Annotated in this window: 13 protein-coding genes; all 13 read right to left on the reverse strand. The window is 61.8% G+C overall.

Features of this window, described 5'->3' with window-relative positions:
* On the reverse strand, positions 1-1577 hold a 1577-nt coding region (locus VEK15_03615), incomplete at its 3' end, for a M4 family metallopeptidase (GenBank protein HXV59756.1).
* A gap of 99 nt (positions 1578-1676) precedes the next feature.
* Complete coding sequence (locus tag VEK15_03620; protein HXV59757.1) at positions 1677-2357, reverse strand: isoprenylcysteine carboxylmethyltransferase family protein; 681 nt, start codon at positions 2355-2357, stop codon at positions 1677-1679.
* A 7-nt stretch (positions 2358-2364) separates the two neighbouring features.
* Positions 2365-3282, reverse strand: coding sequence for a type II secretion system F family protein (locus VEK15_03625; GenBank protein HXV59758.1), 918 nt, complete (start codon positions 3280-3282; stop codon positions 2365-2367).
* A gap of 12 nt (positions 3283-3294) precedes the next feature.
* Positions 3295-4269 carry a type II secretion system F family protein gene (locus tag VEK15_03630; GenBank protein ID HXV59759.1) on the reverse strand — a complete coding sequence of 325 codons (975 nt, stop codon included), beginning with the start codon at positions 4267-4269 and terminating at the stop codon, positions 3295-3297.
* Positions 4270-4282: 13 nt separating this feature from the next.
* Positions 4283-5572: a CpaF family protein gene (locus VEK15_03635; GenBank protein HXV59760.1), complete on the reverse strand. Its 1290-nt coding sequence runs from the start codon at positions 5570-5572 to the stop codon at positions 4283-4285.
* A complete protein-coding gene (locus VEK15_03640) occupies positions 5572-6795 on the reverse strand; it encodes an AAA family ATPase (protein ID HXV59761.1) in 1224 nt (407 codons plus the stop codon). Before VEK15_03640 ends, VEK15_03635 begins: the two co-directional genes overlap by 1 nt.
* Before the next feature lie 26 nt (positions 6796-6821).
* Entirely contained in the window at positions 6822-7949 is a 1128-nt protein-coding gene (locus VEK15_03645; GenBank protein HXV59762.1) for a pilus assembly protein TadG-related protein, read from the reverse strand.
* Positions 7946-9502 (reverse strand): pilus assembly protein N-terminal domain-containing protein, encoded by a 1557-nt coding sequence (locus tag VEK15_03650; GenBank protein ID HXV59763.1) that lies wholly within the window; start codon positions 9500-9502, stop codon positions 7946-7948. Before VEK15_03650 ends, VEK15_03645 begins: the two co-directional genes overlap by 4 nt.
* A 48-nt stretch (positions 9503-9550) precedes the next feature.
* The gene (cpaB, locus tag VEK15_03655; protein ID HXV59764.1) at positions 9551-10378 is read right to left on the reverse strand and encodes a Flp pilus assembly protein CpaB; all 828 of its coding nucleotides are present in this window, start codon (positions 10376-10378) and stop codon (positions 9551-9553) included.
* A 42-nt stretch (positions 10379-10420) separates the two neighbouring features.
* Complete coding sequence (locus tag VEK15_03660) at positions 10421-10870, reverse strand: TadE family protein (GenBank protein HXV59765.1); 450 nt, start codon at positions 10868-10870, stop codon at positions 10421-10423.
* Positions 10854-11291 carry a TadE/TadG family type IV pilus assembly protein gene (locus VEK15_03665; GenBank protein ID HXV59766.1) on the reverse strand — a complete coding sequence of 146 codons (438 nt, stop codon included), beginning with the start codon at positions 11289-11291 and terminating at the stop codon, positions 10854-10856. The genes VEK15_03660 and VEK15_03665 overlap by 17 nt, the downstream gene beginning before the upstream one ends.
* 8 nt (positions 11292-11299) lie before the next feature.
* Positions 11300-11809, reverse strand: coding sequence for a prepilin peptidase (locus tag VEK15_03670; GenBank protein ID HXV59767.1), 510 nt, complete (start codon positions 11807-11809; stop codon positions 11300-11302).
* Between the two features lie 94 nt (positions 11810-11903).
* Positions 11904-12092 (reverse strand): Flp family type IVb pilin, encoded by a 189-nt coding sequence (locus VEK15_03675; GenBank protein HXV59768.1) that lies wholly within the window; start codon positions 12090-12092, stop codon positions 11904-11906.
* Positions 12093-12436: the final 344 nt, after the last annotated feature.

The raw sequence follows: 12436 nt of genomic DNA on the forward strand, positions 1-12436 counted from the left end.
ACGGCATCCCAGCCAGCCGCCACGGTCTGCTCCTCGACGCTCCCCTCACCATAGAGCTCGCGCGCGGCGACGAGCGTCGCCTCCCGGGCCTGACTGAAGTTTGAGCTCGGGACGAGATAGAAGACGAACGCACGGTAGAAGATCGACTCGATCCGTTCCATCTCGTCCATCCCCAGGCCCTCGACCTCGATGCCCGACGTTTCGTTCGTTCCGCCCTCGACCATGAGATAAAAAGCGTGGTTGACGATGCTCGAGTTGATGTGGACCCCGCCCCAGTCGCCTTCCGCGTCCGGCGTGCAGACCGGGGGGAGGCACCGCTCGCTATAGTGGTCGGGATCGCCGATGCTCGCGGGATCCTCCATCGAGCGGATGTAAGGGCCAAAGTCATAGTAGAGGTCTTCTCCCACAAGCCAATCCCCTGTTTGTCTTTCGTCACCCTCCTCTTCGAAGAAGAACTCCACCGAAGTACCCATGATGTCGGAAAAGGCTTCGTTCAGAGCGCCGGACTCGTTGAGGTAGATGAGCTCGGAGCTGAAATCGGTGACCCCGTGCGTCAGCTCGTGCGCCACGACGTCGAGCGCGGAAGAGAAGAAGTTGAAGGTCTCTTCGTCGCCGTCTCCGTAGTTCATGCTGTTGTCCCGGGAATCGTAGAACGCGTTGTTATAGCCGAAGCTCTGCGGGAAAAAGTGGACGAAGTTGATGGCTGCGAGACCTTCGTCGTCGATTCCTTCGCGTCCATGCCGTTTGAAGTAATAGTCGTAGGTGAAGCCGGAGTTCGCGTGGGCGTCGACGACGGCCCCGTCCTCCCATTCGTTGTCCGAGTCGACGGCGAGAAACTCATCCGTGTCCGCCATGAAGGAATTCCATGAAAGAAAGTCGAAACCCACGTCGAAGGTCTTGATCCCGAAGGGCCGGAGCATGTCGACGGCTCGATTCGTTCCCGCGGCCATCTCGACGCTCAGCTTCTTCTCGTCCTCCCAAGTGCCGATTCCGAGACCCACGGCGGACTGAGTGTGGAGATCGCTGTAGCGCAAAAGGATGGCGCCCGAGCGGGCGTCGACGAACACCGAATCGCCGAAGGGGCCATCGCCCGTACGGCCGCGCAGGTGAAGAGAGTAGGCCAGGACGTAGCGCTCCTGGAGAGGGAGGATCACGAGCTCCGGACCTCCCACGAGGCGCGTGTCCCCGGCCGCTCCTTCGAGCGCGCGGCGCGCGGCGTCGTCCGCGGTCAAGCTCGGCGTCGTGTCGATATCGATGTCGTCGAAGAGGTTCCCGGTAATCGACAGAACTCTCTGTCCTTCGCGCTGCCAGACGAGCTGCCCGCCAAAGACGCGAACTCCCGCATGGAATTGGTTCATCCGCTCGTGCGTCCGACGGGGAAAATGTCCGTCGCGTTGCCGGCGGGCAATTGCTAGAAGACCGGCATCGAGCATCCGCTCGACCTCGGTGGCGAGCGCCGGAACTTCGGCTGCTTCGGTCGCCCAGACCGTTCTGGCGGCCTTCATTGTTTGAGATCGTCCGACGGTGGGAGTCGCCACCGCCGTCAGCACGAGGCCGAGCACGAGACGACTAGGCATTGGGGCCTCCAAGTGAAAACAAGACGACTGACGTTCAGTGTAAATGGGCGCCCGAATCTCGTCAAACGCTAGCGAGGCTCCGCCTGCTGAGCGCTCGCATTACAGCAGACCGGGTACGAACATCGACGGCGTGCGCTCGGCGTAGGCCTCGTAGTCGGGATCGCGACGGAGGATCCGCTCTTCGTAGCGCGCTCTCACGAACAGGCTCGCGACGACGGCGACGAGAACGAGCAGGTTGCGCGCCGATGGCGCGCCCATCACGTAGCCGAGATCGAACAGGACGTAGCACGAATACATCGGATGGCGAACGAAACGGTACGGTCCGCCGGTCTTGATGCCCCGGTTGGCGGGAACGATCCCGAACGACCTCCCGAGCGCGAGTATCGAGACGGTCATGAGCACAGCGGAGGCGACCATGAGCGGGAGAGCGAAGCCGCTCGCGACGAGCGTTCCCCCATCGAAGAAGTAGCCGCTGACGGTGCTGAGCACCGCCACCCCCCACTCGAAAGCGCTCGTCGATTGCACCTTCGCCGGCCGTCTCGCGAGGAAGAGCAGCGTGAGTGTGCTGTTCCTCACCAGCAGAATCAACGGCACGATTGCATTCGTTTCCCGGAACACTCCAAGAGTGGCCCAGGCGTAGCCGAGCCACACTGCCGCAATCACCACGTCGGTCAAGCGGACAAAGCGGCCCGAGGTCACGATCGAGGATTCGCTCCTCGGCGATCGCAATAGGGGCGCCTCGATGATCGCGCCTTCGGGCCGGGCGTGGCTCGGTCTCACGCTTCACCTACTGGGGCACGCGGAGAATGGGCAGGAGGTTCATGGCGATCCGGATGACCGCCGGCCCCACGACGACCGCGAACGTGGCCGGAAGGATGAAGAAGAAAAGGGGCGGGATCATCTTCACGCCCATCTTGGCTGCCTGCTCTTCGGCGCGCTGTTTGCGTTTCGTCCGGAACGCGTCCGAATAGACCCGGAGCGAATCGGCGATGCTGGTACCGAAACGATCCGACTGAATGAGAACCGCCACGAGGGCTCGAAGGTCGTCTACGTCGGTTCGATCCGCCAGGTGGCGGAGCGCCTCGGTGCGTGATTTCCCCGCGTTGAGCTCCAGATTCATGAGCCGGAGCTCGCTGCTGAACTCGGGGTAGTTTCTATTGATCTCTTTTCCGACCCGCATCAGGGATTGGTCGAGCGCGAGACCCGCCTCGACGCATACCACTTCGAGGTCGAGCGCATCCGGCAGGGCCTTCTGGATGGCGCGTCTGCGAGCCCGGCCCTTCAACGCCAGCCAGATATCGGGCAATGCCGCGCCCAGGAACATGGAAATGAACGCGTACAGGAAGAAATGTTCCCAGAGGTGCCCCGTCACGCCGAGAATGACCACGAACGTGACCCCGAGGGCGAGCTGGAAGCCCACGAACAGCGTGGCGCCGTCGCGCCGGCGATAGCCGGCCTGGACCAACCGTCTTTCCTGTCGCGAGAGCTCGTTGGGAGAGCGGGGAATCATCTTGCCCAGCTTCTGGAGCATTTGCTGGGACTTGTCGACGTAACCCCGCCAGCCGGCAGTCTCCGTCGGTTGAGCGCGAAGCTCCCGGAACCTCTGCTCCATGGTGCTGAGGCGTCCGGCGATCGCATAGGCGGCGGCGTAGGTCCCGAGGAAGGCAAGCGCTCCGATGATGGCCACGATGGCGATGAGCGACATTTCCATGTTCTCCTATACTTCGAGCTCGGTGATCTTGCGCATCACGAGATAGCCGACGATCTGGAGCACGATGGCGGTCAAGATGATGATGTGCCCCAGAGGCTCGCGAACCAGAGTCATCATGTACTCGCGATTCACGACGTAGAGCAGGATCGCGGTCACCGGCGGGATCGCCGTCAAGATGTAGAGTGAGACCCGAGCTTCCGCGGTGTGAATCCGGACCTGGCGGAGGATTTTGAACCGCTCGCGGATGACGTAGGAGAGCTTGTCCAGGATCTCGGCGAGATTGCCGCCGGTCTCGCGCTGAATCTGGAGCGCGGAGATGAAGAACCATACGTCGGGCATGGGTACGCGGCGCCCCAGGTTGTCCAGGGCTTCGCGCAACGGCATTCCCAGGTTCTGCTGCTCGTAAGTGATTTGAAACTCGTCGGAGATCGGCTTGGGCATTTCCTTCGCGATCAGCTCGAAGCCGCTGGTGAAGGCATGTCCCGCCCTCACCGCACGCGCCAGCAGATCGATGGCGTCGGGGAAAAGCTCCTCGAACCGGGAGAATCGCTGCTTGCGTTTGAACGCGACGTAAGCGGTGGGAATCGCGCCGGTGAGACCGCTGAGGATGATGGTTCCGGCGAGAGGGTAGCGAACCACCGCTCCGATGAACAGGCCGCCGAGACCGAACGCCAGCGAAATGAAGAGAAACCGGTCGACCCGCACGTCCATAGCGGCCTGCGTCAACATGGCCTGGACGCGCTGCACCCAGGGAGTGCGCAACAGTATCCGGTTGAGCGTCGGGATCTCACTGAGAAGATCGTCGTTGAGGAGCAGCGTTTCGCTGTCTACCGGGGTTCCGGCGAAGAGCTGCTGGGCAGTGGCGAGCCGGGTTCGCATCTTCCTTTTCGCCGCAGGCGCTTCGACCAGGAAGTACAGTGTGCTCACCGACATGCCGAGCACCGACAGGAACGTCAGAGTGGCGATGATTCCTATAGTCATGGCTCGTCCTTCGTTAGCCGGCTTCGGCAAAGTCGGGGCGCAGGAACAGCTCGGTCGGTAATTGGATGCCGGCTGCGAGAAGCTTCTCGGTGAACTTGGGCCTGATTCCGGTGGGCCCGAACTCTCCTCGTACCTTCTGGTTCTCGTCGAAGCCGCGGCGCTTGAACTCGAAGAGATCCTGCATGGTGATCGTTTGGCCTTCCATCCCGGTAATCTCGGAGATGTTGGTCACTTTTCTCGTTCCGTCGGCCAGTCGCGCGACCTGGATGACCACGTTGATGGCCGAGGCGATGTAGAAACGCACCGCCTTGTCGGGAAGATTGAGGCCCGACATCGCGATCATCGTCTCGAGACGATGCAACGCGTCGCGAGGCGAGTTCGCGTGGACCGTGGTCATCGATCCCTCGTGGCCGGTGTTCATCGCCTGCATCATGTCGATGGCCTCTTCGCCGCGAACCTCGCCGACGACGATGCGGTCGGGACGCATACGAAGGGAGTTGATGACCAGCTGACGCTGTTTGACCTCTCCCCTGCCTTCGATATTGGGAGGTCGGGTCTCGAGCCGCGCCACGTGCTCCTGCTTGAGCTGGAGCTCGGCGGCGTCCTCGATCGTCACGATTCGCTCCTTGGTGGGGATGAAAGCGGAAAGAGCGTTCAGGAGCGTGGTCTTTCCCGCGCCGGTTCCGCCGGAGATCAGGATGTTGAGCCGTCCCTGGACACAGGCCTTCAGGACCGTCAACATCTCCTCGGTCAGAGCGTTCTTTTCCACCAGATCGGCGGCCTTGAGGGGATCGCGTCCGAAACGCCGGATCGAGACCATCGGGCCATCGAGGGCGAGAGGCGGAATGATCGCGTTGACCCGCGAGCCGTCGGGCAAACGCGCATCCACCATCGGCGTGGACTCGTCGACCCGTCGACCCACTCGAGCGACGATGCGCTCGATGATGCGCATGACGTGCTGATCGTCGTCGAACTTGACGTCCGTCTTGTCCAGCACGCCGTTCCACTCGATGTAAACGTTGTCGGATCCGTTGATGAGGATATCCGACACCCTCGGATCGTCGAGAAGGGGCTGAATGGGCCCGTATCCGAAGAACTCGTCGAGAATCTCCCTCACCACCTGTTCTCGCTCGGCGAGCGCGAGAGGCGTGTTCTCTTTCTCGAGCAGTTCACGAATGAGGAACGATACCTGTTCGCGGGCGGCTTTCTCGCTGAGCCGGTCGAGGCTCTCGAGGTCGACCTCGTTGAGAACCCGGCGATGAAGCAGGTTCTTGAGCTCGCGAATCCTCTTGTCGTCGTTCATTATTCGCTCCTCCCATTCCGGTTGAACAGCCCGAACAGCTTCTTCGACTTCGGTCGCGCTTCCTGCCCCGTGAGACGCAGGGCGAGCTCCTCGTAGCTCGCCGCCAGCGAGGAGTGGTTCTTCGAAACGATCGGGTTGCCGGTATTGATGGCTTCGATCGACGCGTTGTAGTTGTTGGGAAGCTTGCAGTACACCGGGTGCTTCAAGGCGCGCTCGATCTCCGCCTCGGTGATCTCGTCGGACTTGCGACTGCGGTTGAGCACCAGGTGCGTGGACTTCGTGTCGGAGCAGGTCGCCAGATACGACATGAGACGCTTGGTTCTCCACAGCGCCGGAAGCTCCGGCGTGAGCACGACCACGGAACGCGAAGCGACCCCGAGAACCAGCTGGAGCCACTGTTTGTCGATATAGGTCGTCATGTCGACGACGGTGTGGCCGTAGGTCTCGGAGACCACCTCGAGCAGGCGGGACAGGGCGCTGGTACCGGCTTGCCCGTTGACGCCGGGTGTGGGCTCGGGCCAGAACTCCTTGGGGCCGGCGAGCACGTCGAATCCGCCCGCGTCGGCCATGAAGCTTTCCAGCAGAACCGCGTCGAGCCGCGAGGAGGCAGCCAGCGCATCCGATACGGTGTACTGGGGCGTCAAGTTGAGATAGGCGGCCGCGTCACCCACGGGTGTGTTCAAGTCGAGTAGCGCGACGTTTCCTTCCGCGACCTGCGCGAGAGACGTCGCGAGGTTGATGGAGACGGTGGTGGCGCCGGAACCCCCTTTGGCGGAAGTGACGCAGTAGACCTTGCCCTTCACCTTGCTCTGTAGCGCGCGTTTCCTCTCGGCGATGAAGCGGTCGAGCGCCTGGGCCAGGCTCCGCGGAGGAATGGGCTTGAAGAGATACTCGCGGGCGCCCGCTCGCATCGCTTCGATGATGAGCTCGGACTCCCGTCGCGCCGAAGTCACGAACAGCCAGCTCTCGGGGATCGCCGCATGAAGGAGCTTGAGGCTTTCCATGGCGGCCTGCTGCTCTTCGAGATCGACGATCACGATGTCGGGCTTGCTGTCCACGAAGCGCGCCGTCTGGCGGTCGCCCGGCGTCTTGCAGTATTGGTCGACCTCGATGCTCACCGTTGCGACACCGAGTCCCTCGACCTGGTGGCGCAACACTTCGCGATCGGCCTCCGAAGGCGAAAGTATTCCGATGCTAACGTCGTTCGCTGACATTGTCTTCATCACCTCATTCGAATTTGTTCGCGTCATCATTGCGTTCTGATCAGGCGCACCGGAATCGAGTAGGGGCCAGTCTCCGGCGGCTCGGGTCCGCTCCCAGGTCCACCGCCGCCGCCGCCCCCGCCGCCGCAGCCCGAGACCCAGATGAGGCGGGCGATCACGTCGTTTCCTTGCACCCCTTCGAGAAAGAGAAGCGCGAAACCCACGACGGGGATTTGCAGGTTCCGGCCCGAGTCGGGCAGCTGTCCGCCCGGACAGAAGTTCGGCATCGCGCACTCGTCCCAGATGGGCGCAACGATCAGCTGGTGGCTGGTATCGGAAAGGCCGTTTTGGGTCATGTACTGCCCCACCGCGACATAGGAGTCGGGATTGGGTCCGATGAGCTCGAGAACGCCTTGTTTGGTCGGGCCGATCATGTTGCCCAGCTCGACGGTATAGGTGTTGGCGCAGTAGACATTTCCCGGCGCACAGCGGGCGATGTTGTCGCGGTAGTCGGCGCCGCCCATGGAGCCGGGCATCGCGATGGCGTAGAACTGGCCCGGGGCGAGCGAATTTTGTGGATTGCCGGGCTTGACAGTGAACTGATATCCGATCTGTGTCGACGCCCAGGGGGAAACCGTGCCGTCGGGCAAGACGAACACGCGGCCGTCCCTGCAGGCGTCGCACGACGGCTGACCACTCAGGATGCTGTTCGGGATGAACCAGGGCTTGGTGCAGGAAGCGCCCGTGGATACCGCCGATGCCTCGGCGATGCCGCGGACCGCCACGTTGGTCTGGTTCCATCCGAGGACCCGCCCGAAGTACATGTCCTCGGCCCGATCGATGTCGACCGTGACCCGCCGGTTCGCCACGTCGACGGTGACCGAGACCTCCGACGGGTCGATCGCGCCGTCGAGGTTCGTATTGGTGATGGTGGCCTCCAGAGCGTGCTGCTCCGCCGTGACCGGCTGAGGAGAGAACGGCTGGGTCACGAAGGTGAAGGCTCCGGCGAGCGCTCCCGAGTCCGCGGCCCGCTGTGACGCCGTCCGCGCGCTCAGAACCAAACCCCAATCGAGCGCGAAAGCGACGAAGCCGCAGAGAACGAACAGCACCAGCGCGACGGTGACGATGACGTACCCGCGTTCGCGTCTACGCCACCGGTTGACCAAGGCTTTCATTGTGGATTCTCCTGAGAGCTCGGAGCGGGAGTTTCCGACGGATCGGCTGGCGCGTTTTCTTGCTGAGATGGGCTCTCGTCGCTCGGCGGGCGGCCGTCGTTCTCGCGATCGAACTCCTCTCGATCGAGGAAGGGCTTCGGGAACTTGGGGCCGGGAACTTCTGCGCCGATTCGAAAGGGCTCGACCAGCTCGGGCGTGATGAGCACGAGAAGCTCCTGATTGTTCCGCTGTTTCGACCGGCTCTGGAACAGCTTTCCGAGAACGGGGATGTCACCCAGCCAGGGGATCTTGGAACCGACCTCGCTGAGACGGTTGTCCATGAGCCCGGCGATGGCGAAGCTCTGTCCATCCATGAGCTGGACCTCGGTCTCCGCCTTCCGGGTCGAGAGCGCGGGTACGACGAACCCAGAGATCGTGAGCGCGTTACCGAAGTCGAGCGCGCTGACCTCGTTGGCGATCTTGAGCTGGATGGTGCCGTCGTTCGCCACCGTGGGCGTGAAGTTCAACCGGATGCCGAACTCGCGAAACTCGATGGTGACGGCGGGAAGGCCTCCGCTGATACCCTGAACGACGGGGAAGGGAAACTCTCCGCCCGCGAGGAAGCTCGCCTCGCGACCGTTCTGCGCGACCAGATTCGGCTCGGCCAGGATCTCGAGGAGATTCTGTTGCTCGAGCGCCCGGACCACGACGCCGAGATTGAGGTCGGGTCGGAACAGGAACACGTTCAGCAAGTCGCTGAGACCGAACACGGCCGCGGCGTCGTCGAGGCCCACGCGTTTCGAATCGCTGACGAGATTGGTTGCATCGGGGTCGCTACCGCGGTTCGTATCCGCGGGGATCGCTCCGGCATTCACGGCCAGGCCCTCGAACTGACCCGTATTGAGGGACCCGATCGTGTTGCCCGCACCCATGCTGAACAGCGAAAAACCAAACTCCTGGATCGCGGCGCGATCCACTTCGGCAAAGCGGACGTGAAGCATGACTTGCTCGCCCACCTCGGTCATGAGGTTGACGACATTCGCCGCGTGCGCCTGGGCGAGAGCGACGGCGCGCTCTCCGGCGGCTACGGAAGAAACCGTGCCGGTGAGAACTACCGAAGCGCCCGACGCCGTCACCTGAACTTTCTCGCCGCCGAGAAGCTCGGAGATCTTCTCCTGCAGGCTGGTGACGTCGAGACTCACGCTCAGATCGAAAAAGCGCATCTCCTCGTCGTCGTCCCAGAGGACGAGAGTTACCGCCCCGGGCTGATGTCCATGGATCAGCACCTGGTTCGGGGTCACGATCGTGGCCGACGCGATCGCGGGATCGGTGACGGACACACGGGTCAGCGGACGCTCCGACGTGACCACGAGCGACTTGCCCGTGAGCAGACTCAGGCTTTCGGAAGCGGTGCCGACGGTGATCGGTATCTGAAAGAGCGCTGCGGGAGACGGTGCCGACTCGGACCAGGGCAAGAGCGAGATCTTGCCCGCGGGCCGCGTTCCCTCCTCCCCGGCGACGACGATCGTCGCCTGGAGAGCCAGCGCTGCCATCAAAGAAATTTTTAGATTCATGTGCGCTCCCTATTTGTCCACCCGACCGGAGGAAGATCGGTTGCTGGACTATTCGAAAGTTAGCTTCTGTCGCTCCTGTCCCTGGATGAGCTCGATGGTTATGGTCTTGGGGGGGGCAACCACCCTCGTCGCTCGACGAATCTTGGGCTGCGCCTCGTCGACCGGAATCGAGGATCCCCCGTAGAGTGCGGGTTTCTTGACCGCTGCCGGGTCGGAGTGCAAGTCGTCCAGGGGGTTCCTCAGAGCGAGCTGGATGCGACCATCCGAGGCCGCCAGTGCCAGTTTCTGGGCGTCCTCGGGGGCCACGAGCAGCGTCACAACCGTGACGTCGAACGCGGCGCCATCCTCGCCCTGTTCGGTTTGTGAGCCTGCCGACATGACCTGCACGTTCTCGAGAATCACCTTGGATGTGTCCGATCCGCGCTGGCGATCGAGAGACCCGGTCAGGATCACGTCGACCTTCGTTCCTGGCAGCACGAAGCCGGCTACGCCGATGACCTCGTCGACTCTGACCGCGACGGCACGAAGCCCCTCGGGGATGGCCCAGGACAATCCCGCGCCGCCCTCCTTCGGAGCCAGCTTGGACACCATGATGGGCTCGCTCGCGGCGATCGGAACGACCACGCCGCGGCCCACGAGCTCTTCGGGGTCGGCGAAGGAACCCTCGAGGGGAGCCGATTGCGGCCAGGACACGGTGCGAAGCTGCGTTCGCTGTATCCGACTTCCCAGTGGGATCCGCTCGGCGGCGACGACGACCTTGATCTCGTTGCCTTTCGCCTCGGTGATATTCCTCAGAATATTGTAAGCAATGATTGAAACGACGAAGCTCAGGACCAGCGAAACCGCCGCCAAAGCCAACATTCTCGCCCTGTTCATGACCTTTTCTCCCCACCGGGCAATGAGTGCCGCGGTCTTTTTCTAGTAAAGGTTTCGAAACACCGATCTGCCATGCAGAGTTACCTGTGCAAACGGAATCAGCCCCCCGCCCGAGAGCAGCAGAGGCCGGGTATAGGTCACCGACACCTCGGAAGCGGTCAACGTCAAAGCGCCCACGTTGATGGGATAATTCTGGGTGACCGAGATATCGGCCATGTTGACGCTTATGCCTTCTTCGAGAAGGTAGTCGACGACCCTCTGACGGATGTCGTCGACGGTGACGCCGGGGTTGCTCGGATTGATCCAGTTTCTCGGGAGCGCCGAAAATCGGGCTCCGGCGCGTGCTGCGTTCTGGACGATCTGGTGCTCCCAGATCACCAGACCCATGTCGACGACGCCAAGAAACAGAAGCGTCATGAACGGCAGCATGATCGCCATCTCGATCAGGACGGCGCCTCGGGACTCTCGACTCTTTCTAAGGACTCGTTTCATCGCGCATCAAGGATTCACCGCTCAGGGTGACGGAAAGATTGCTGAACATCGCCAGCGATATCGGTTGATAGTTCAAGGTCACGCGAACTCGGGTGTACTCACCCATGACTCCCGTCGTGGGAATCAGGATCGGGCGCTGGACGGTCACGGTCGCCCCGCTGATCGCCGCAGCGTCCAGGTAGGTCTGAACGCGTGCCTGAATCTCCGCATCGGTCGGCATCGTGCTGGTGCCCGCCAAGGGGAGCACCGCGAGCCGTGCGCCTTCTCGAGCCGCGTTGCTGATCATCTGCTGAACGCTGAGAAAGCGCGCGCCTTCCATGAGTCCGAACAACATTACGAAGAAGGTCAGAAGCGTGAGGGCGGATTCCACGACCGCGACCCCGCGTTCTCCGCTTCGAATTTCTCTCGATCTCGTTCTCATGAAGTGCCTCATGGGACGAAAAGAATGACGAGCCAGGTGGAGAGCGCGCTCGCGAGGGTGAACGGAACGAGCAGGGCCTGTTCGTTGTCGATCCCCACCACGGGATGGGGCTTCAAATGACCGTGACGGAACTGGTTGATCAAGTCCTGGATGTTCGAAAGGCTTTCGCGAATGCGGCGCAGCTTCAGAATTTTGTACAGAGACATGAGACCGGAGATGACGAGGGAGATCACCAGCACCGTGAAAACATGCTGGTAAGTGACGCCCGCGCCGATCGCCCCGAAGTACTTGACGTCGCCCGCTCCCATACCTCGAAGGAGGAAAAGCGGAAACAACAACACGATACCGAGCACCAGCCCGGCGGCGCTCATGCGAAGGCCCGATACACCGTTTATCAAACCGTGAGAAGCGAGACAAAGAGCGATGGTTGCCGCCACCAGCCAATTGGGTATCCGTCTCCAGCGGACGTCGCAATACCCGGCGGCGACGGCACTGAGCATGATCACTGTGGTTGGCATGAGTTTCCGTTGGAAATGAAAAGTTGATGTTGAATCGCCCATCTTTCGGCGGCCCCGACGGTCCAGGGCCGCCGCTCAGATGGCAGCCTGTTTCTTACGGAACCGCGAGCGCGTTCGCCATGGCGGTAAAGATGGCAATGACCGCTTGCGAAATGTTCGGCAGCGCGAGCGCGACCGCGAGAGCCACGAGCACGAGCATGAGCGCGTACTCCACGGCCGTCGGTCCGTCCTCTTCTCTCAAGAAGCGAACCATTTGCTGAATCAACCCGTTCATCTGAATCATTCCCCTTCCTCCTTTTTGTTCGGCATCCCGAATGGGATCCCCGCACGTCACAAAGACGTTGCTCGCCCTTATTGCAACCGGGATGCCAAGTCATCAACGCAACGTAAGATGTTTGGATTCAATATGTTACGTAATAAAGTGAGGGTTTCGAGCTAAAGGTTTGAAAAGCTCGGTTTCGTAACTTCTTTATTCTCAATAAGTCACACGACGTAGGCGCGGACGTTCGGACATACCCGGACGGGGCGGTCCCAAAACGGACAACCCATTCACTTGCAATGGATTAAGAGTCGGTAACCGCGTCGGACGCCCGCTGTTCGAGTGACTTGGAGTGGGGGTCCATCCAC

The sequence above is a fragment of the Vicinamibacteria bacterium genome (genome assembly GCA_035620555.1).
Taxonomy (GTDB): Bacteria; Acidobacteriota; Vicinamibacteria; order Marinacidobacterales; family SMYC01; genus DASPGQ01.

Bases quoted from the DNA above. Each gene is read 5' to 3' on its own strand.
- VEK15_03625 (HXV59758.1), bottom strand. From the start codon at position 3,282: ATGTCGCTCATCGCCATCGTGGCCATCATCGGAGCGCTTGCCTTCCTC.
- VEK15_03630 (HXV59759.1), bottom strand. From the start codon at position 4,269: ATGACTATAGGAATCATCGCCACTCTGACGTTCCTGTCGGTGCTCGGC.
- VEK15_03635 (HXV59760.1), bottom strand. From the start codon at position 5,572: ATGAACGACGACAAGAGGATTCGCGAGCTCAAGAACCTGCTTCATCGC.
- VEK15_03640 (HXV59761.1), bottom strand. From the start codon at position 6,795: ATGAAGACAATGTCAGCGAACGACGTTAGCATCGGAATACTTTCGCCT.
- VEK15_03645 (HXV59762.1), bottom strand. From the start codon at position 7,949: ATGAAAGCCTTGGTCAACCGGTGGCGTAGACGCGAACGCGGGTACGTC.
- VEK15_03650 (HXV59763.1), bottom strand. From the start codon at position 9,502: ATGAATCTAAAAATTTCTTTGATGGCAGCGCTGGCTCTCCAGGCGACG.
- cpaB (HXV59764.1), bottom strand. From the start codon at position 10,378: ATGAACAGGGCGAGAATGTTGGCTTTGGCGGCGGTTTCGCTGGTCCTG.
- VEK15_03660 (HXV59765.1), bottom strand. From the start codon at position 10,870: ATGAAACGAGTCCTTAGAAAGAGTCGAGAGTCCCGAGGCGCCGTCCTG.
- VEK15_03665 (HXV59766.1), bottom strand. From the start codon at position 11,291: ATGAGAACGAGATCGAGAGAAATTCGAAGCGGAGAACGCGGGGTCGCG.
- VEK15_03670 (HXV59767.1), bottom strand. From the start codon at position 11,809: ATGCCAACCACAGTGATCATGCTCAGTGCCGTCGCCGCCGGGTATTGC.
- VEK15_03675 (HXV59768.1), bottom strand. From the start codon at position 12,092: ATGATTCAGATGAACGGGTTGATTCAGCAAATGGTTCGCTTCTTGAGA.